This is a genomic window from Paenibacillus sp. WG02 (assembly GCF_055396115.1).
Map to the genome: position 1 here is coordinate 6278130 of NZ_AP036016.1, position 20197 is coordinate 6298326.

Consider the following 20197-nt stretch of genomic DNA (forward strand, 5'->3'; position numbering starts at 1 on the left):
CTTATTTCTTGCTAACATTTCCTTGCGCATCAACTTGAGCGCCTATCGAGATTTTACTCAAACGCTGAAAGAGCTTTGCGCCATCTTCCGTACTCATCGGAGTCGGCAGTGCTGCTTTAGTCAAAATTGGCACAAGGTGGATATCGCATTGTTTATCTTTGGAACATGCAGCTTCTAAAATAACGGTCTCCCAAGTCTTCGGGGTATCATTGGTTGTAAAAATGAAATTACCTAAACTATAAGCAATCCATTTGCCTTTGTATTGCTCAAAGCCTTGTAAGACATGCGGATGACCGCCTACGATTAGATCAGCGCCAGCATCGATGTAGCGATGAGCCAGGTCTTTCTGATTATTATCCGGATTATCGCTTCTTTCCACTCCCCAGTGAGTTACGACAACAACCAGGTCAGCGCTTTCTTTTGCTTTCTGAATGGCTTCGACTGGCAGCTTGTAACTATAGGTTTCAGCTACGCCTGCATGGCCAGGACCTGCCTTCCATGAGGCATCTGGAACGACTCGACTGAAGCCGAAGAAAGCAATTTTCACGCCATCTTTTTCCACGATGACCGGTCGGTAGGCTTCTTCCAAATCCTTGCCCGCTCCAACTCGCTTAACTCCCTCTTGATCAAGGGCATCCATCGTGTCCAGCAAACCTTCCGTCCCATAATCCATCACATGGTTATTCGCTAGATTAACGATATCAATTCCGGAAGCTTTCAAAGCAGGCAACGCCATCGGTGAAGAACGATAGACATAATCCTTTTTTTGAACTGTACCTCTAGTCGTTATGGGTGTTTCCAAATTAGCAATCGTATAATCGGGCTTGCTCAGAAAGTCTTTTACATTCGTATAAGGATAATCATAGCCTTTTTGTTTTAAAATATCTTCCACTTTGGAGGCCATCAACACATCACCCACAAAAGTTAACTTCACTTGCCCGCCACTGCTCGTGGGCTCACTCGATGCGGTAGGTGCAGGAGTCGGGATAACGGCTTTTGCCGTAGACTCTGGGTTAGGCTTTGCGCTAGGCTGCGCACTAGCTATGCTAGCTGTATTCGTTGGTTTGGTTGGAACAGGCGAAACACTAGCCACTGGTGATGATACTGAATCTTGCTCTTCTGCTGATTTACTGTTCGATGTCCAATAGGAAGCGCCTATGCCAATAGCGAAACAAGCAGCTGCGGCAAGCGTGAGTCCCCCAATCACTTTAAGCGGGGTCTTCTTGTTCGTAGAGCGTTCTTTTTTCGGTTTACGGTGACGATCTTGTCTGGATTCCAATCAAAACATTCCCCTTTCCCCCTACAAATTATAGCAGAAGAATCCCTGGTTGGGTAATAGTAAGAGACTCTCATTTTCACATTCATAAGCCTTATGGTATAACTGAAGCATAGCTAAGGTCATTTGAGTTTATCAGAGAAAGGGAACGAAAACGTTGGAGAAAATCGCAATCATATCGGATATTCATGGTAATTTACCTGCACTGGAAGCTGTACTTTTAGATATTAAACGCCGAAGAATAAAACGTATTATATGTTTGGGCGACCTTGTGGGTAAAGGGCCCGATTCCGCTACTGTCGTTGATCGTGTTATGGAGGTATGTGAATCCGTTGTTCAAGGAAACTGGGATTTGGGGATTACCCTCCCGCAGGAGCAGCCTGCCGGATTGTGGCATCAGCAGCAGCTTGGTGAGGATAGGCTTGCTTACTTGAAACAGCTGCCTTTCTCTGTTGATTTGAATGTAAGCGGCAAATTGTTCCGATTGTTCCACGCTTCTGCGCAGAGTGTCTATCATAGAGTGAAACGCAAGGCCTCCAAGCAAGAACGCCTCGCCATGTTTCAAAATACAGAGATGACAGGTCAATCTGAAGATGGGAAGCAGCCTGATATTGTCGGCTATGGTGACATTCATATTCCCTATCTTATAACCATCAAAAATCCATCGGTGAAACGCTCTGTGAAGCAAGCCAGCAGCGGTCTGATGCTCTTCAATGTTGGGAGCGTGGGAACGCCGTATGACGGTATTCCGCAAGCCTGCTACTGTGTTGTAGAGGGGGAAGCTGGAGTCCATGTGGATTCAGGGTTTGCGATTCAATTCGTACGTGTGCCTTATGATATTGAACGTGCTGTTCGCTTGGCTTACTCTGCGCAAATGCCGGAAAGTCATAGGTATGAGCTAGAGATTACTACAGGTCTGGTTCATAAATGAGGATTAGGCATAAGAACAGGTAAAATTAATCATGGGAATTTCTTCCACTATATGATAATATAGGCGTATCATTGAAAGTGAGGATGCCATCCATGAGCCTGAACTGGCGTAAAATTGTTTTGATCGTCGTGTGTGCAGAGTTATTATTTATTTATTGGAACGGCATCAGTGCTATTTCTTTCAAGAAGCAAGAAGTCTCTCACCCTAGTACCACTTCCCAACCAGTGCCTCCGTTAACGCAAATAAAACCAATTACTCCTGGCAAATTAATCGAGTCTGACTTCCATATATCTGATCAAAAAGCATCTTAAAGCAATGAAAAGTGGCTGTCTCAAAAGTCATTTTTGAATTTTCGAACTCCTACTCTGACATGAATTTTCCTATCAAAAACGCCTCCATCCCCACTAGTGTAGTGGTTTTGGAGGCGTTTTTGCATGTCATTTGGACTCGTTCATTCACTTGGGCTACCTTATTGAGTAGAGCCGAAGATGAGAAAAATCATTTTGAGACAGCCCCTATTACTTATAAAGAGGAAGTTCTAGAAGCGATATGTCTTGCATCCGCAATTGATGTTGTAAAAAGTGCAACAATTGCTCCCTAGATCTCGCCTTTCTCCCTTCATTGTTGCATAACGTACAACAATTTGATCCAATCTAGGCCAATTCGCAGCAAATGGGCTGCAAATGTTGTACAAACTGCAACTTCAAGCTGCAAAATAGCCCTTTGGCGTGTGAATTGATGTAGATTTTACAACATTAATAACCACGATAGCCCTTCTACCCTCACGAAGCTGCTCAAAGACACAAAAATCGAATTTATGTCTGCCAGTTATGAGTAGGTCAAGTGAATGAATAGACAATCTCAGTACTACTTCACTCGAGCTAAAGCCAAGCCATCATAAGCTGGCAGGATGGTGCTTTCCAAACGCGGATCGGTGGCGACCAGCTGGTTGAAAGTACGCATCGATTGGACCGCGGCTTTGGTTTGGTTCGCGTCGACGACTTTTCCTCGCATCAGCGTGTTATCTCCTGCAATTATAGCGCCAGGGTTCGCCAGTTTAATGGCGAGCTCCAAATAATTCGGATAATTCACCTTATCCGCATCGATAAAAAAGAAATCAAATCGCTCTCCCTGCTCAAGAAGCTCATTCAGGTGAATGAGGGCTTCGCCAATCCGGTACTCGACAAGCTCGCCAAGGCCCGCTTCGGTAACATTTTGCTTGGCTACATCCGCAAATTCTTGTTTTAACTCCAGCGAAATAAGTTTGCCGCCCTCTTTCAATCCTCTCGCCAAACAAATACCGCTATAACCGCCTAAAGCACCTATTTCCAACACCTTCGTTGCGCCAATCATCGTGACCAGCATAGTAAGCAATCTGCCGTATCCAGGTGCAATCGATATTTCGGGCATATTCTGGGTGCGTATGACTTCCTTCACTCGTTCTAGAACTGTATCTTCTGCGTATAAACCCTCCATATAGCTCTCGGCTGTTATGGTTTCCATGTTTTTTCCTCCTTAGAAAAGCATCAAAGCATTCACTTTGCGTGTTTAGTTTGTAAGTGTAACCTATTTGTCCTATACTTGTTAATTGTATGAGTTTTATGAGCGATGCACAACCCGGATGGAAGGAATTAAAACATGCCACAACAAATTGAACTAATCGCAACTTGCCCAATGGGACTTGAGGCTATCGTTGCTCGCGAAATCCGTGATCTTGGCTACAACGAGGTCACCGTCGAGAACGGACGTGTCCGTTTTCTTGGCGACGAGCTGGCCATCTGCCGCGCCAATCTTTGGCTCAGAACCGCCGATCGCATCTTGGTACTCATGGGCCAATTTAAGGCTCTTACTTTCGATGAGCTTTTCGAAGGCACCAAGGCGCTTGCTTGGCCGGACTGGATTCCGAACGATGCCGAATTCCCTGTGGAAGGGCGTTCCCATAAGTCACAACTATCTAGCGTGCCCGCTTGCCAAGGAATCGTGAAGAAAGCCGTTGTCGAAAAGCTGAAGCTTCGTTACGGAACAGAGTGGTTCCCTGAGAACGGGGCACGCTACGTCATCGAAGTCGCACTCCTGAACGATATTGCAACGCTAACAATCGACACGACCGGCGCCAGCCTGCACAAGCGCGGCTACCGTAAGCTCGTGACCGAAGCGCCGCTGAAGGAAACCATGGCGGCTGCGATGATCCTCCTCAGTCGTTGGAAGGTTGACAGACCACTCTACGACCCGTTCTGCGGGTCTGGGACGATCCCGATCGAGGCTGCTATGATCGGGTGGAACATCGCGCCAGGACTGCGGCGCAGCTTCCCTAGCGAGGCGTGGGGTAATATCCCGCGCAAGCTGTGGGACAAGGCTCGCGACGAAGCCTTCGATGCTGTTAAAGATGATGTTCCGCTGAACATCATCGGCAGTGACATCGATCCCTCTGCCATCGAAGTGGCAGAGGCTGCCGCGAAGGCTGCCGGCTTGACGAAGCAGTTCAAGCTGCTCGTGGAACCAGTAGCCAAAGCCCGCCCGCGCGGCGACTACGGCTGCTTGATCACCAATCCTCCCTATGGAGAGCGGCTTGGTGAAGCGCAAGATGTCGAGGTGGCGCTGCGCCAGCTCGGTGCTCTCACTGCTCCCATGCCTTCATGGAGCATGTTTATCTTAAGCCCGAGCACACAGCTCGAGCACTATATGAACCGCCGCGCGGATAAGAAGCGCAAACTATTTAATGGACGTATCGAATGTAACCTGTTCCAGTATCTTGGACCATTGCCACCGCGCAGACACACAGACAAATAATAAATAAAAATCCCTCAACGGCTCATCCGACCGAACTGCATGCATGCAGCGGTCAGACCAAGCTAGTGAGGGATTTTATTTGATAAACAAAAACCAAATCAATAACGCCCATAATGGAATGGACACAATAATGCTCCACAGGCAGCCTTTGGCAAACCTCAGCTTCGGCTCCTGTTCTGTTCTTTCTTGGTGATCATTTCGCATATTCCACCAACTCCAAGGGCAGCCCATCCGGATCTGCAAAAAAAGTATATTGGTCACCGGTAATGGGATCAATCCGCACCGGTTCTACCGCAATGCCCTTACTTTCTAGTTCTTTAACGCTTTGGTCCATATTATGTACGACAAAAGCCAAATGCCTAAGGCCCCTTGCCTCAGGCTGGTTAACTCGCAGCGGAGGGTTCGGAAATGAAAACAACTCGATCTGCTGTTCGGTCTTCCCGATGCGCAAATCCAATTTATAGGAGTCACGTTCTGCACGATACGTTTCGTGTATGACCGTTAATCCAAGTAAATCGACATAGAAGTGTTTCGATCGCTCATAATTTGAGCTAATGATTGCCACATGATGAATTTGTGCTAACTCCACTCCATTCCCCCCTGTCCCCATTTAGTGAAAAACCGCATTCCGGGAACTCCCCATCCTGCGGTCCGTTGCATTCATTTTATCCGTCTGTTCTCATCGTTTCAACAATTTTCTTCAAAACTTCCTCAGCCTGCACATAGTCAACTTGGCAAGTACCAGCTGCATGATGACCGCCTCCGCCATTTTGGAGCATCAAGTTACCAATATTCGTTTTCGACGTACGATTCACAATACTGTGACCACAAGCAAAGACGCAGTTTTGTTTATTTCGGCCATCGACGACCCAAATTGAGATATTTTGCTCCGGATACAGCGCATACACCATGAACCGGTTCCCTGGATAGATGGTCTCCACATCACGAAGGTCTGTAATAATAACATTGCCTTCCGTCCGCGTATAGGTTTGAAGCATATCACGATATAAGGCATCTAATTCAAAATAACGCGCCACACGCTCTTTCACATCCGGCAATTCCATGATCTCATGAACGGACATCGTTGCACAGTGCTCCACAAGCTCTTCCATCAATTGATAATTACTGATCCGATAATCGCGATAGCGCCCTAAGCCCGTTCTAGCATCCATGATAAAAGATAATAGGTCCCATCCGCTCGGATTCAAAATATCTTCTTTACTGAATTGTGCCGAATCCGCTTTATCCACCCCGCGCATAATATCATCGATATCGCCGAACGTCTCCCATCCTCCATAGTAATCATAAACAACACGTGCCGCACTTGGCGCGATTCGGGTCTCCCCTTTGAATTCAACCTTCTCACCCATCCGTTCAAGTTCACTGGAATGATGATCGAACCACAAGCCACAGCCCGCTACATAAGGGACATTGGCCAAAATATCGTTTTCCGAAACCTCAATCAAACCGTCCTGCATATCTTTGGGATGGACGAATTTCATTTCATCCACCATGTTTAACTTTTTGAAAAGCATCGCACATACTAAACCGTCAAAATCCGAACGTGTGATTAATCTCATGCTATGTATCCCCCTAATAATAGTTCCTAAGCACTACTTAAATCTATGAATTCCATTATATCAGCACTTGTCAATTTGTGACAATGATTTTGTCTTTACATTTTCCTTACAGCTAGAAACAAAAAAAACAGTACACCTAGATAGGCTGTACTGTTCTTAACTTGGATGATAAACATTGATAAAGCCTTGTCAAAAATGCTTCAATTTGCGGCATCGGCGGCATTTTTACAGATAGCTTAACTTCGCCCTTCCAGTAGAAAATCAAGATGCTATTGTTTCTCCCGTGAAACATTTCTACATCCCAACAAGCTTCATTTAACGCGTATTCTTCCCGATTAATCATGAGTTTTGGTCCATCCGTGGAAGGCACCAAACGGGCAACATGATTACCACATAGCGAAGTCACTTTTTGTTCTTCTTGTAGTATTCCTTCAGATTGCATGCTGCTGGATCCTCCTTTTATTTTTACGTAAATTTGTTATGACAGAGAAAAACCCCACCATAGTGAACCGATCGGAGGGGTTCTGATGTTGATACCCAATCGTTCGGCGGCTGGCTGGCTGCGAGTCCGGTTTGCAGGACAAGGAAGCCCCTTTAGCTTTGCGTCACTGGCTTTCGCCAGCTTTGCCTTTGTCGAGATGTCTGACTAAATGCCTGAAGAGCTACGAGCAATAAATATCTACACTCTCAAGGATACGGGAACTCGTTTTGAAATCGAATAGTTCCTAAGAACTAATTTTGCAATATTTTTCAAAAATTTTCTTTTTTCGACGTATTATTCACTGATATTTGACGAATATTGCCTTTCCAGTAGAAAATGGATCCCGCAATCGTAAGAACGGCCATAAGAACATACAACGTATTTCCACCAAAAGAAACGAGCAAGAACCCACCTACCCAAGGTCCAATAAAGTGGCCTATGTTTGTTAATGTTTGAGCGCCAAAATATGTGCCACGCATATGCTCGGGAGCTAATTTGTCAATCAACATATTAGCAGCGGGGTAATTTAGAATCTCGCCAAGGGTGAAAATACCCATCGAAATAATAAGCCATACCAACGAGTGGGAAAAGGCAAAGCCAACATCCCCTAACGCAAACATTAGGTTGCCAACAATAATGGCAGTAAGTGGCGTGTACTTTTCGGCCCAACGAGTAAGTGGAATCTGCATGGCAATAACCACTATGGCATTCACACTCATTAAGATCGCAAACATTTTCACACCATCTACAAAGTTGCGCTCCAAATATTGCGAAAGTGTCACCATCACCTGGGAGTAACCGATTGCTCCAATAATACCGCCAAGGATGTACAAGCGAAAAGTCATATCACTTCGAATCACTCGCAAAGCAGAACCAAAGGTAACCGAAGATTTCTTCTCACCCTCGATTTTCTTGATGCCAAAAGCGATGAGCAGTGCGTAAAGTGTGACCGCATAAATAAAATAAATGGTTCCAGTAATGAGAAAAGGCAGCGCACCATTCATCGTAGCGAAAAAAGCACCCAAAAGTGGTCCCACAGCAACACCAACATTGATAGCCATATACCGCATCGAAAATACTTTAAGTCTTTTCGCAGGTTCTGTAAGGTCTGCCATCAACGCCTGTGAAACGGGCTCATAAAAGGAGCGGCACAAGCCGTTCAGCATATTGAGCAGCATAAACAGGATGGGTAATTTAACCACGCCAAAGCCTAAGAACACGAACGCCCAGCCAAAAAGAGCAGCCAGCATGATAATGCGCCTTCCGAATCGGTCCGACAAGGTGCCCCCGATAAAACCGCCTACGGTCCCAGCCAAGGAACCCATACCGATGACAATTCCGATCATCACCGCACTCATCGACGTATGCCTAGATAAATAAATCGCGAGAAAAGGCAAGCTCATGGAGGACGCAGCCCTAGCCATTACGGTTCCAAGAATTAACGTATGTACAATGGGATGATAAGAACTTAGAAAACCACGTAACCGATTCATTTGAAAGGACTCCTATCGCTGCTTAATTTACCGTAGGTCAAAGAAATCGACACCGAATTTCAATTATACACGAAAAATGACGATATGTGTCTCCAATTTATTCTAATTTTCGAAACTGTGGAGATTGGGCGTTCGGGTTCGTGGCAGGATGGTTGGGGTTGGGGTTGATTCGCGACAAGCATTGATGCAAAAAGTACATCAAAATTTGTTAAAAGTGACACTTTGGGCGAGTAATCATGCATTTTGTACATCAAATTCAGACTGAATCTGGCTTTTGAGCCTGAATCGGTTAATTTTGATGTAGTTTTTGCAGCTTCTGCCTAGCGAAGGGGTAGTTTTAGCAGAAATACCTGCACTTTTTGCATCAAGTTACAGACTGCGGGAGGCTAGAATGTCTTCTTGGGTAAGATGGTGGGGGCCGGCGTAAGAGATATCACCATTTGTGGAAACTGGCGGGGATCAACTACTGAAAGGTGGCAAGCCTCAGCCTCCTTCTGCCGCCAAAAGAAGCAATATGACCGGCAAGGCGATCAGCCTGTTCTGAAGATCGCGGGGAACGAGGAGCCTCTATTTCGGTTATTATATCGATATTGAGCCAATATGCGGAACGTGGAGACGCTATTTTGGTGTTTTTGAGGTTTTTATGCCACTGTGAAGTGAATTAGCGGATCCTCGTTCCGCGTAACCATGAAAAATGCGTTTTCGAGCAAAATAAGGCATCTACGTTCCGTCAAGCTGGGAGTCAGCAATGCTGCACTTTTCAAATATGAAGCTAAATTCTCCTCCTCCTGCCATATTCAAACAAAAAACACTCTCCGACGGAGAGTGCAAACGAGCGTGTTTACTGTGTTCTCAGTGTTCCTTACGCCCATTCGCCGCTTCCCGGCATCAAGCCAAGCCAGGAACAAGTGATTCAAAGAACGAAATGAATGCTGCTTCCACAGCCAACATTAACTGCTGCCGCAACCAGACCCGCAGCTCGATCCTGACGAGCAGGAAGAGCCCGAGCCGGAACTGCAACTGCTGCCAGAGCTGCAGCTGCTGCCTCCTCCGCCTTGATCTCCAGAACTATCACCACTGCCACCAGAACCTCCACAACCCGATGAAGAACAGCTGCTTTGCTTGTATTTCTGCGATTCTAGTCCAGCCTCAGGCCACTGTGAGTTCATCCCGCTTGTATAGTTATTATTATCCTGAATGGAGAAGAACATCATGGCTCCTGCCATGTACACCATGTTGTTCGGGTTTGTAATTGAATCCTTCCAGCCTGTATCCTCAAACTTGCGGCTGTTCGCTGAATGACTGGCTTCATGAATCGCCTGCTTAATGAGTATGCGGATCGTCTCAGCAACTTCTGGATACCGCTTAGCCTGTTCCATATCGAAACATTGGTTGGCGAGTTCATCTTCATTCGCTCTGCGCAGCAAATCTGTTCGTTCCTCATCCAGCGGATTGCGGAAAAATCCGTTCCAGCACCGCGAACTCGTTGGAGCGAACTCGAACAGATGCGCATATACCCAATCGAACCAAGCTCGTTCACCCGGCATTTGCTTGGGTTCACGTTCAGGGGCATGATGAATAACGCCACCAGCGAATTGATCTCCGAAGCGCTGATATTCTCTCGTAAACATCAGCATCTCATGCCAAATCTCATCGATTTCGGCGCTAAACATCGGGGTTCTTTTTAAAATAAGATTCATCAAGAAAAATCGTTTTAATTCAAACCATTTACAGGCGAACTCGTCATCGGACATAGATGGATTCCCTGCTTTTACACGATATTGGAGTCTTTCTACATAATCAAGTGGAAGTGAACTATTCAGCTTAGTAACGAGACGTTCTAACGGAACACCTTCTAATAAACCAAGCCCTTGGGGTAGATCTGAAGCTCGAAAGTTCGGTTTGGAATTCCCTACGCGGCTTCTCTTGGACGGTTTGGGTGATTTTCGGAATAAAAAACGAAACATTTGGCATCCCTCCCTATTTCCAATATAACACAGTAATGTAAAGAGAAGAATAACGTCAGTTGGAAAACTTTGTATAAAGGTCCTATAATAAAAGCAGGAGGTGCTACAGGATGAAAATAGCAGTAACCGGTGGCAGCGGTTTTATTGGCAATCGATTGATTTCTCATTTGCTGCAGCAAGGTCATGAAGTCATCAATATTTCGCGTTCACCTCGAGCTGTTGCAGAGCATGTACGCACCGTCACTTGGAATCAACTTAAGACGGATTCGAGCGCATTCGCAGGAATGGATGCCATAGTAAATTTAGCTGGTGAGTCGATCAATCAGCGATGGACAGCTGCGGCCAAAGAACGAATTATTGGGTCTCGACTAAAGGCGGCTGAGCAAGTGGCTCAGCTTATTGAACACATGGAAGTGAAACCGAAAGTCGTCGTTAATGCTTCCGGAATGTCTGTTTACGGTACCTCAGAAACCGAAACCTTTGACGAGCGAAGTCCGCACTGCCCTGTCGATTTCTTATCGAGGGTTGTCGAACAGTGGGAAAGCGCGGCTGATCTGATACAGGGAACACGAATTGTAAAAGTACGCGTTGGACTTGTCCTAGACGGCAAGGAAGGCGCATTTCCCAAAATGGCATTGCCATATAAACTTGGTGTTGGCGGTCCCATAGGCAGCGGCAAGCAATGGCTCTCCTGGATTCACATCGTTGATATGGTGAGGCTTATCGAGTTCTGCATTCAGAACGAAGCGATTCAAGGGCCTGTTAATGCGACAGCTCCGAATCCGGTCACGAATAGAGAGTTTGGACGGGCATTAGCGAATGCGATGCGAAGACCTAATCTATTCCCGCTTCCCGCTTTTATTTTAAAAGTCATTTTCGGTGAGTTATCTACCCTGCTTCTGGAAGGTCAGAAAGTTCTTCCCCGCGTATTATTAGAGCATGGCTTTACGTTCAAGTATTCTTTCGTAGACAAAGCCCTCGCTGATATTGTATAAATAAAAAAACCCAGACCACCGAGTGCGCCTCGATGAGCTGGGTTTTCGTTTACTTTTATTTCATGGATAAGTCATCTGAAACTTGAATAAGTTGTAATTGAGTTGGTGCATTTGTTAGTGTTAATACGCCTTTATCATCATAGCTAACACCGAAGTCATTGTCGTTTACAATCGCAATTGTATTTTTGTCAACAACCGTCAAGCCTTCAATCTTCTCATACGGGTATCCTAGTTTAGCAATATCCACAATTAATTCTTTGCTCACTGGTTGAATACCTTGGTCTTTGAGCTGTTGAACGGATAGGCTTTCCAGGTTTTTACTTGCATCTTTTCCTAAAATATTCGTCGCTTTAGAGAAATCGGATTTGTAAATTCGTTTCAGCTTGGGCGTCTGCACCTGCATTCTTATCACGCTCATCAACAAGCAGCACATCACTGGATAGTGCGGAGAGATCACTGATCACGATATCTTTTTGGTTCACTTTGACGAACATGCCAGCTTGTTCAGCCACATAAACGTACTCGCCTACGATTTGTTTCGTGGCTAGATCCATTTTGAGGATACGCAGATTTCTGGAAGACTCGCCTGTTTTCTTATCCGGATTTGCCATTGGACTTTGAATGGACGTGTACAAGAATTTGCCGTCTGGGGAAATAGTCACACCTTCGAATCCACGGTTGGAAATACGCGTATTGTAAACCTCAGGCAGTGTATCAAAAATTGGCGTTTGAGCTCCAGCTTGAACGAGCTTGTCTTTAGCGCCTTTAGGGACGTAACGCCCTAGAATCGTGCCATCACGCTTCACTTGAAGAATGGATGGGCGATATTCATCTGAAACCCAGAATGTATCGTCAGTAGGGCTGTATGCGATACCTTCCAGATCAAGACCGTCAGGATCATAAGCCAGCTTCGTAACACCTTTCTCATCGTACGGTACTTCATCGATTCCAACTAAGTTCGGCAAACCTGTTATGTATTTGCTATTGCTTACTTTATCCAATTTACCATCCGGAAGCGATAGTTTGATCGTCTCCAAGACTTCAATGTTTCCGTTCGTAATTTTGAATTTATAAATACGTGGATTATAGTTCTCGATCGGGAAAGTGCGAAGTTTATCTTTACCTACTTCACCGTTTGGCCCGCGATCCGCCAACGTATAGAATGTATCAGCAGCATCTTTAGGTAAGTGAATAAGACCTGAAAAACCGCCTTCTTGAATACCTTTATCAAGCACAGGAGCATTTTTCCACTCAAATTTACCAGTCACTTTAGGAATATCTTTGAGCGAGATGGATTGATTCCATTCATTCCATTCGATTTGTTTACCAAGCGCTTCACCAATGGTGCGAAGAGGAACATATGTGCTTCCGTTAATGACAACGGGATCTTTATCAAGCGTAAGCGTTTTCCCACCAGAGGTTATTTGAAACTTCACAGCAATAGCCTCCAAAGCAGCTTGTCCTGCGTATACGACAGTTGTTGTAGAAACGGCACAAATGGCCGCAAGTACAATAAGCAGTCGTCTTCTTCTGAGTAATCTTTTCATTTTTAACCCTCCATCATCTAATAAACTTTCACTGTGATAAGCATAATGTTTATATATTCGTGGAGTGTCATTGGGATATGAAAAAAATGTAAATTTTAAAAATAGCTGTTCAAACCCATTAAAGTTGTGTACAATTAATTTGTATAAAACAAAACAAAGAGGGTGACCCTTTTGAACGTTCATCAATTTACAGTTCGCACGATCCGCGATGAAGAAAAGTCTCTTGCTGATTACCAAGGTCAAGTGCTGCTTATTGTGAATACCGCTACGAAGTGCGGATTTGCTCCTCAATTTACAGGACTTCAAGAGCTCCACGACACCTATAAGGAACAAGGCTTTAGCGTGTTAGGATTTCCATGCAATCAGTTTAAGGATCAGGAACCCGGCGACGACGCGCAAGTCGAGCAAGCCTGCCAAATTAATTTCGGTGTTAACTTTCCTTTGTTCTCCAAAATCAATGTGAACGGCGCAGACGCCCATCCGCTTTACCAATACCTGAAAAAGCAGGCCTCAGGTCTACTCGGTTCAAGCATTAAATGGAATTTCACAAAGTTTTTAGTGGATCAGCAAGGCAATGTGATTAAGCGTTTCTCCCCCACTACTTCGCCAAGCAAAATTGACAGCCAAATTCGCAAGCTGCTGGAGAAATCAGCTGTACATGTTTAATTTTATTGGAATGAAGAAAAGCATCCAACCCGTATTATGGGCGGATGCTTTTTTTATTTTACATACTTTTTGACCTTTTCAATCACTTCGTCTTCCGTTGGTGCTGTCACATAGCGTCCATTAATAAAAATAAATGCAAATCGGGAACAAGGACCGCAATATGATTTGCAGGCAACTTTGACTTCAGCATCGGGTGCAATGACACTTATCTTAGAAAGGGCAGTCTTCACCTTCATGTGTTTGCATTTATCACAAATGCGAATATCATTGCGCATTAGTGATCTCCGTGATTCCCCTTGCTTGGGTTCGTAATCATGAAGCCTTCTTCTGGTGTGTAGAAGTAATCAATACGGATGCCATCCAGCAAAGGTTCATTTTTATCTAGAATAACGTCAATACCTTTATCTGTGCTTACAAGGACGTCATTTTCTGATTTATCGTCAAGACCCAAACCATAGTGAGCATGGTCACCGTGCGAATGAGTCACTTGTACGCGAACCAATAAACCTTTGTTTTCTTCTTTATCAAGCTCCAATTGAAGTACTTTAGCAGCATTACGAGAAATTTTGACGTTCATATGTACACATCTCCTGAAACTTTAATTTTTATTTCTTATTGTAAAGAATCTAAGGCACGAAATCAACCTTTGTCCCAAGTCATCCCTTACTTCTTGCTAATTCACTAAACGAACTTTAAAATAGATAGTAGTGAGCACAAAGAACACTAATTACACAGAAGAAACTAACTTACATAAAAGTTAGTTCTATAAATCCAAATTTGAAAGGAAGCGATCTTATGTCAACCCTAGAGAATGAAAAAGTCGCTCCACTCAGCAACTATGTTCCTAAAGTACCCAAAGAAATCGAATGCTCAGTGGAAAGAACACTTGAAGTTATTGGTGGAAAATGGGCTTTTCTCGTGCTTCGCGAATTATTTTGCGGAACGAAGCGTTTCGGCGAGCTGCAGCGCCAGATAACTGGTGTCAGCCCTAAATCATTAACGGATATTCTTCGTCACCTCGAGGAACATGGGGTTTTGGAACGAATGGCTTACCCTACTGTTCCTGTTACGGTCGAGTATACCTTGACACCGAAAGGCCAGGATTTGCATCAAATAATAAAAGAAATGAAGTTATGGTCAGCAAAGTGGACATAATGACTAATTAGGGACTATCACCAGAGGAGTGAAGCTTGATGATCACAATTAAATCAAAAGAACAAATTGAGAAAATGGGCAGAGCAGGTCGTATCCTGGCTGATTGCCATAAAGAAATCGCTAAAATGATTCGACCTGGTATTACCTCCTGGGAAATCGACCAATTCGTAGAGGGCTTTCTGACGAAGCACGGAGCCACTCCTGAGCAAAAAGGATATCACGGTTATCCATATGCTACTTGTGCATCCGTCAACGACGTGATCTGTCACGGTTTTCCTAAGAAGGAGCCCCTGAATGACGGTGATATTGTAACCATCGACATGGTTGTACGTATAGATGGTTGGTTGGCTGACTCCGCGTGGTCTTATGCAGTGGGTAACATTTCTCCAATTGCCGAGAAATTGCTGAAAGTAACGAAAGAATCTCTTTACAAAGGAATTGAGCAAGCCGTTCCCGGCAACCGTATCGGCGATGTATCGCATGCCATCCAAGTGTATGCCGAATCGCATGGTTTTTCCGTTGTAAGAGATTTTATCGGACACGGGATTGGCTCCGAGATGCATGAAGAACCGCAAGTGCCTCATTATGGGCCAGCTGGCAAAGGGCCGCGGATTAAAGAAGGCATGGTCTTCACGATTGAACCGATGCTAAATGTAGGTAAATACCATTCCAAAGTAGATCAAGATGGATGGACAGCAAGGACTTATGACGGCAGCTTATCTGCTCAATATGAGCATACGATTGCCATTACGAGTCAAGGACCGATTATTTTAACCGAACAATAAAGATACCGGAGGAACATGAATGCTTTCTTTTTACAAGAAATATTGGAGGACAGCCTTTGACATTGCTCTCATTGTTCTAACCGTTTATTTATTCATGCTGTTATTTAGTTACCTGTATCGCATCGCTACCCCTATCTTTCTGGCTCTGATCATTTTCATGATGATCGAGCCTTTTGCTAGGTTTTTGCATCGCAGAGGGCTGCGTAAGTCAATCGCATCTGCGATTTCGACCTTAGTATTCGTCCTTATTATCCTTGGCGCACTAACCGGTGCCGCTGTCATTTTCACCAGCCAAATCATGAGTCTTGTCGATAAGGTGGATGAATATCAAGCGATTTTCAACGATCAGATTGTGCAGAAAATAAGCGAATTGAATAACCAATTCCAAACGCTGCCACCTGATGTTATTGCGAAAGCTAAGGATTATGCGGGGCAATTCGCCGGCAATGCCTCCAAGTTTATCATTGCTTTTTTATCTGGATTAGTAGCCTCACTGACATCCTTCTCAACCTTCATGTTCAACTTCATCGTCGGGATTATCTTAGCCTACTTCCTTAGCATTGAAATTGATTCTTGGAAACGCCTTGCAGGTGAAAAAACACCAAAAACCTTCAAAACCGTTTTCTTTTTTCTCAAAGAAAATGTCGTGAAGGGTATCGTCTCCTACATAAAAGCGCAAGCCAAACTTATCTCATTGACGTTTATTGTTGTATTTTTCTCATTGCTCCTCCTTGGCGTCAGCAATGCTTTCTCTATCTCGTTGTTGTCAGCCATATTCGACGTACTGCCGCTTCTTGGTGTATCCACTTTGTTCATTCCATGGATCATCTACCTGTTTATTGTTGGACAAACGACCCTAGCAATCTGGCTTAGTTCCATACTCTTGGTCGTCATTCTTGTCAGACAAATTATGGAGCCAAAGATCACTGGAGAATCACTCGGAGTATCGGCCTTTACGACCTTAGCTTTCATGATCGTATCCCTTTCCCTCTTTGGATTTGCAGGGGTCATCCTTTCGCCTGTACTGATCATTCTAATCAAAGTTCTGTATACGCAAGGCTACCTGCAACGTTGGATTCGTAAGCCTGAGGACGAGTATGTTCAAGGTAAATTACCTTATAGCGGTCCTTAATGGTTGAAAACCAGCTTCATATCAACGAAAAAAGGCGCCAGCTTTTCCTCAGGAAAAGTTGACGCCTTTTTTACCACATAAGAAAGTATAAGTTTTCGGTTCACGAAAACCGCTTTCTTATTGGCGATAAAACCTCATATAGGGATCTTTGGTCGTAGACCAAAGTCTCTCCTCGTTAAACGCGGTCGCTCATCTTTGAATGGCCTCGATAGAGGTTTTCTCATACGCGATGCCTACTTCGGTATATCGATGGCGCTATGCCCATTTTTTGCGTAAAAACGCGGCTCAAATAAAAGCCATTTTCGAATCCGCATTTCTCGGCAATCGCATCCAAGGTAAGTGTTGATCCCTCCAACAAATGCCGAGCTTTTGTGAGACGCATTTCATTCAAAAACTCAGAAGGTGTTAGTCCAAACGCCTTGCGAAACTTACGGGTGAATTGTACGGGGGTGAGTCCCAGAGATACCGCCAAATCCAACAGGGATAAGCTTCCATAAGCAAATTCCGTCATATATTTCCGGGCTTTCTCCATTAACAAATCGACTTCTGTGGATGGGTCATCTTTGTGATCTCGCTCCATTTTGACCAAACGTAATAAATCATTCACCATATGCTGTTTATGCAGCGTGCTCTCTTCATCCCAGCCGGGAAGCTGTCTCAAATAACGATAATTGGAAGATAAACGTTCTGTATCGTTAATCGTCAATTTCCCTTTCCAGACGGCTTCATCGCCTATACTAGGTTCAGATAACCATACAAACTGTAGGAAGTGAAAGGAAAGTGGTTCGAGTGTTTTCCTCTGAAACACGGTATGGGGTGGACATATGACAAAGTCTCCGAACTTCGCTTCACCTTTTTGCTCACCAACTCGATAGTAGAATCTGCCACCTTCTACGGCAAATATCGTCCAACAAGGATACTCGTCTTCCTCTAGCATAAACGCCACTTTACGGTGCCAATAAACATGGGAGATGAGCTTAATGGTCACATCACGGAAAGCCACTCTCTCACCCCTTCCATATTGAAATAAAGTATATGTCTATTGTAACTGTCTGCATGTTCAATGGAAATAGGATATTCTACAATGAAATTAAAGATATCCTATAACCCAGTGAGGTGCTATGTTATGAAGCATGAAATCATTCAATCAGACATAACTGTAGTCGGCGGCGGATTAGCAGGTGTTTGTGCGGCAATCGCTGCAGTTCGGTTAGGCCAAACTGTCTCTCTCGTCCAAAATCGTCCTGTCCTTGGCGGTAATGCCAGCAGCGAAGTTCGAGTCTGGGTATGCGGCGCTACCTCCCACGGTGTTCATCGAAATGCGAGAGAAACCGGCATCATGGGTGAACTATTTGTGGAGAACCAGTACCGTAATATCGACGGAAATCCTTATATCTGGGACCTGATCGTACTTGAAAAAGTCAAAGCGGAGAAGAATATCACACTGTTTTTAAACACGGATGTCCATGAGGTAGAGGCCGATGGCGACGAGACTAGTCGAACGATTCGTTCTGTCACAGGCTGGATGATGGGATCTGAACGGCGTATTCGTTTCGATAGTCGTGTTTACCTCGATTGTACAGGCGACGGGTTAGTCGGTTTCCTCGCAGGTGCGAAGTACCGCATTGGGCGTGAAGCGCAAGAGGAGTTTAATGAAGAATGGGCACCACTCGTCGCGGACGATATTACACTTGGAAGCACCCTGCTGTTCTATACCAAAGACGCCAGCCAGCCGGTCAAATATATCGCACCAAGCTTCGCGAAAGATATCACACAAACCTCCATTCCCATGAAACGCATCATTCGCAGCGGAGATAATGGATGCGCTTATTGGTGGATTGAATGGGGCGGCGAGCTTGATGTTGTTCATGAAAATGAGCGAATCCGGGATGAGCTGTCCTCTGTCATTTATGGCATTTGGGATTACATCAAAAATTCCGGTAAATTCGAGAGTGAAAATCTGACGCTCGAATGGATCGGCTCCATTCCGGGGAAAAGGGAATATCGTCGTTTCGTTGGGGACTACGTGCTGAATCAGAACGATATCATCGCACAGGAGCTGTTTGAAGACCGTGTCGCCTTCGGCGGCTGGTCCATTGACTTACATCCGCCACAAGGAATGTATGCCACAGCTAAAGGCTCCAAACATATGCATATGGATGGCAGTTACCATATCCCATTCCGTTCTCTCTACTCCGTCAACGTGACGAATATGCTGATGGCGGGACGCAACATCAGCGCATCCCACGTGGCCTTCGGCACGACGCGCGTCATGGCGACATGTGCCGTCATAGGCGAAGCCGCGGGCACAGGAGCCGCGCTCTGCGCGGCAAAGGGCATCTCCCCCCGCGAGACTGCACAGCAGCCACTTGATCGAGCTGCAGCAGACGCTGCTTCGACAGGATGCAGCCGTCCTCGGTCTGAAGAACGCGGACACGGCAGACCTCGTGCTCCGCGCGGAGATAACAGCGTCCAGCACCTTGACGCGACTTGCGCTTGAGCAATCTGCGTCGGTGCTGCCGCTCACCGCTCATGTGGCGCTTCTCGTGCCGGCAGATCCGTCCATTGACGGCATCGAGCTGCTGCTGAATGCTTCGGAAGCTACAGAGCTGACAGTCGAGCTCTGGAGCACTGGGAAGCCGCAGAACTACGTCCCCCATACACGGGTGACGTCCATTCAAGTAGCTGTAGCCGAGGGTTCTCAGCAGTGGGTAAGGGCTTCCCTCTCTTGGCATCCTGAAACTGCTCAGAATGCTTTTATTATTCTCAGAAGCAACCCGGTGCTTTCGGTCCATCTATCAGCCAGACCACAAACGGGTGTGCTTTCCTTCAAGCATGATGCTGCATCAAAAGATGCCGTAGATTTCGGTGATATGCATCATCATCAGCCGGTCATTGATTGGAGTGCGAAAACATTCATTCGGAAGCCAATTTGCTTCCGTCTGCTCTCGCCAACATCCGCATTCGCAGCCGATAAAGCCGCCGATGGGTATAAACGTCCTTATGGAGGACCTCATCTATGGTCGTCTGCTTGCATGGATGCCTCCCAGCCAGAATGGCTTGAAGCCAGTTGGCCGGAGGCTGTGCGAATTCGCAGTGTACATCTCACTTTCAATGACGACGTGAACGAAGATTTAATTAATCTGCATCATCATCGGACGGAATTCGAGATCATTCCTGAACTGGTCAAAGACTATAAACTTCAAGCCTTCATCGGCGGTGACTGGACCACAGTGGCTGAAGGGCTCGATAATCATATGCGCAAACATGTACATCTTTTGTCTGAAGTTGTAACGACTGATCGACTTCGTGTGGTCGTTGAAGCGATGAACGGGACGGAACGGGCAGAGATTGTTGAAATCCGTTGTTATGGTTGATTTAAGGTAATCCAAAGCACCC

The 20197-nt window shown here is 45.4% G+C and carries 21 protein-coding genes, 1 pseudogene and 1 riboswitch; of the genes and pseudogenes, 10 read left to right on the top strand and 12 right to left on the bottom strand.

Annotated features, from left to right (window positions below; all coding sequences use genetic code 11):
• Position 1 precedes the first annotated feature (1 nt).
• Positions 2–1279, bottom strand: a complete 1278-nt coding sequence (locus ACBP55_RS28440; RefSeq protein WP_464646417.1) for a CapA family protein — start codon at positions 1277–1279, stop codon at positions 2–4.
• A gap of 154 nt (positions 1280–1433) precedes the next feature.
• Here ACBP55_RS28440 and ACBP55_RS28445 point away from each other — a divergent pair, with 154 nt between their 5' ends.
• Both ACBP55_RS28445 and ACBP55_RS28450 read left to right on the top strand, forming a co-directional pair.
• The gene (locus ACBP55_RS28445) at positions 1434–2207 is read left to right on the top strand and encodes a metallophosphoesterase family protein (RefSeq protein ID WP_464646419.1); all 774 of its coding nucleotides are present in this window, start codon (positions 1434–1436) and stop codon (positions 2205–2207) included.
• Between the two features lie 92 nt (positions 2208–2299).
• Complete coding sequence (locus tag ACBP55_RS28450) at positions 2300–2518, top strand: hypothetical protein (RefSeq protein ID WP_464646421.1); 219 nt, start codon at positions 2300–2302, stop codon at positions 2516–2518.
• Between the two features lie 556 nt (positions 2519–3074).
• Here ACBP55_RS28450 and ACBP55_RS28455 read toward each other — a convergent pair.
• Positions 3075–3710: an O-methyltransferase gene (locus tag ACBP55_RS28455; protein ID WP_464646423.1), complete on the bottom strand. Its 636-nt coding sequence runs from the start codon at positions 3708–3710 to the stop codon at positions 3075–3077.
• 135 nt (positions 3711–3845) lie between these two features.
• Between ACBP55_RS28455 and ACBP55_RS28460 the strand changes: the two genes are divergently transcribed.
• The gene (locus tag ACBP55_RS28460; protein WP_029193401.1) at positions 3846–4997 is read left to right on the top strand and encodes a THUMP domain-containing class I SAM-dependent RNA methyltransferase; all 1152 of its coding nucleotides are present in this window, start codon (positions 3846–3848) and stop codon (positions 4995–4997) included.
• 193 nt (positions 4998–5190) lie between these two features.
• Here ACBP55_RS28460 and gloA2 read toward each other — a convergent pair whose 3' ends face one another.
• The 4 genes from gloA2 to ACBP55_RS28480 all read right to left on the bottom strand — a co-directional run bounded on the left by gloA2 (position 5191) and on the right by ACBP55_RS28480 (position 8551).
• Complete coding sequence (gloA2, locus tag ACBP55_RS28465) at positions 5191–5586, bottom strand: SMU1112c/YaeR family gloxylase I-like metalloprotein (RefSeq protein WP_464646425.1); 396 nt, start codon at positions 5584–5586, stop codon at positions 5191–5193.
• A gap of 76 nt (positions 5587–5662) precedes the next feature.
• Positions 5663–6577 (bottom strand): exopolyphosphatase, encoded by a 915-nt coding sequence (locus ACBP55_RS28470; protein ID WP_464646427.1) that lies wholly within the window; start codon positions 6575–6577, stop codon positions 5663–5665.
• Positions 6578–6713: 136 nt separating this feature from the next.
• Positions 6714–7019, bottom strand: coding sequence for a hypothetical protein (locus ACBP55_RS28475; RefSeq protein WP_464646429.1), 306 nt, complete (start codon positions 7017–7019; stop codon positions 6714–6716).
• 102 nt (positions 7020–7121) lie between these two features.
• A riboswitch (cyclic di-GMP riboswitch) is annotated at positions 7122–7216 on the bottom strand.
• Positions 7217–7327: 111 nt separating this feature from the next.
• A complete protein-coding gene (locus ACBP55_RS28480; protein ID WP_464646430.1) occupies positions 7328–8551 on the bottom strand; it encodes an MDR family MFS transporter in 1224 nt (407 codons plus the stop codon).
• Between the two features lie 399 nt (positions 8552–8950).
• Between ACBP55_RS28480 and ACBP55_RS28485 the strand changes: the two genes are divergently transcribed.
• Positions 8951–9145, top strand: a complete 195-nt coding sequence (locus ACBP55_RS28485) for a hypothetical protein (protein ID WP_464646432.1) — start codon at positions 8951–8953, stop codon at positions 9143–9145.
• Positions 9146–9501: 356 nt separating this feature from the next.
• On the opposite strand, the gene ACBP55_RS28490 is transcribed toward ACBP55_RS28485, so the two are convergent.
• A complete protein-coding gene (locus tag ACBP55_RS28490) occupies positions 9502–10518 on the bottom strand; it encodes a glycine-rich domain-containing protein (protein WP_464646434.1) in 1017 nt (338 codons plus the stop codon).
• 110 nt (positions 10519–10628) lie between these two features.
• On the opposite strand from ACBP55_RS28490, the gene ACBP55_RS28495 reads away from it, so the two are divergent.
• Positions 10629–11513 (top strand): TIGR01777 family oxidoreductase, encoded by an 885-nt coding sequence (locus ACBP55_RS28495; protein WP_464646435.1) that lies wholly within the window; start codon positions 10629–10631, stop codon positions 11511–11513.
• A gap of 55 nt (positions 11514–11568) precedes the next feature.
• On the opposite strand, the gene ACBP55_RS28500 is transcribed toward ACBP55_RS28495, so the two are convergent.
• Entirely contained in the window at positions 11569–11916 is a 348-nt protein-coding gene (locus tag ACBP55_RS28500) for an esterase-like activity of phytase family protein (protein ID WP_464646437.1), read from the bottom strand.
• A complete protein-coding gene (locus ACBP55_RS28505; protein ID WP_464646439.1) occupies positions 11864–13060 on the bottom strand; it encodes an esterase-like activity of phytase family protein in 1197 nt (398 codons plus the stop codon). Before ACBP55_RS28505 ends, ACBP55_RS28500 begins: the two co-directional genes overlap by 53 nt.
• Positions 13061–13231: 171 nt before the next feature.
• On the opposite strand from ACBP55_RS28505, the gene ACBP55_RS28510 reads away from it, so the two are divergent.
• Complete coding sequence (locus tag ACBP55_RS28510) at positions 13232–13726, top strand: glutathione peroxidase (RefSeq protein ID WP_464646441.1); 495 nt, start codon at positions 13232–13234, stop codon at positions 13724–13726.
• 53 nt (positions 13727–13779) lie between these two features.
• On the opposite strand, the gene ACBP55_RS28515 is transcribed toward ACBP55_RS28510, so the two are convergent.
• Both ACBP55_RS28515 and ACBP55_RS28520 read right to left on the bottom strand, forming a co-directional pair.
• Complete coding sequence (locus ACBP55_RS28515) at positions 13780–14001, bottom strand: YuzB family protein (RefSeq protein ID WP_029199373.1); 222 nt, start codon at positions 13999–14001, stop codon at positions 13780–13782.
• Positions 14001–14303, bottom strand: a complete 303-nt coding sequence (locus ACBP55_RS28520) for a heme biosynthesis protein HemY (protein ID WP_029199372.1) — start codon at positions 14301–14303, stop codon at positions 14001–14003. Before ACBP55_RS28520 ends, ACBP55_RS28515 begins: the two co-directional genes overlap by 1 nt.
• 218 nt (positions 14304–14521) lie before the next feature.
• Here ACBP55_RS28520 and ACBP55_RS28525 point away from each other — a divergent pair, with 218 nt between their 5' ends.
• The 3 genes from ACBP55_RS28525 to ytvI are packed head-to-tail and all read left to right on the top strand — an operon-like array spanning position 14522 to position 16798.
• The gene (locus tag ACBP55_RS28525) at positions 14522–14881 is read left to right on the top strand and encodes a winged helix-turn-helix transcriptional regulator (protein WP_029199371.1); all 360 of its coding nucleotides are present in this window, start codon (positions 14522–14524) and stop codon (positions 14879–14881) included.
• 38 nt (positions 14882–14919) lie between these two features.
• A complete protein-coding gene (gene map / locus ACBP55_RS28530) occupies positions 14920–15666 on the top strand; it encodes a type I methionyl aminopeptidase (protein ID WP_173185515.1) in 747 nt (248 codons plus the stop codon).
• A 19-nt stretch (positions 15667–15685) separates the two neighbouring features.
• The gene (ytvI, locus tag ACBP55_RS28535) at positions 15686–16798 is read left to right on the top strand and encodes a sporulation integral membrane protein YtvI (protein ID WP_464646444.1); all 1113 of its coding nucleotides are present in this window, start codon (positions 15686–15688) and stop codon (positions 16796–16798) included.
• Positions 16799–17018: 220 nt separating this feature from the next.
• On the opposite strand, the gene ACBP55_RS28540 is transcribed toward ytvI, so the two are convergent.
• Positions 17019–17801, bottom strand: coding sequence for a helix-turn-helix domain-containing protein (locus tag ACBP55_RS28540; RefSeq protein ID WP_464646446.1), 783 nt, complete (start codon positions 17799–17801; stop codon positions 17019–17021).
• 123 nt (positions 17802–17924) lie between these two features.
• Here ACBP55_RS28540 and ACBP55_RS28545 point away from each other — a divergent pair.
• Positions 17925–20175, top strand: a pseudogene (locus ACBP55_RS28545) (FAD-dependent oxidoreductase).
• The last annotated feature ends 22 nt before the right edge of the window (positions 20176–20197 follow it).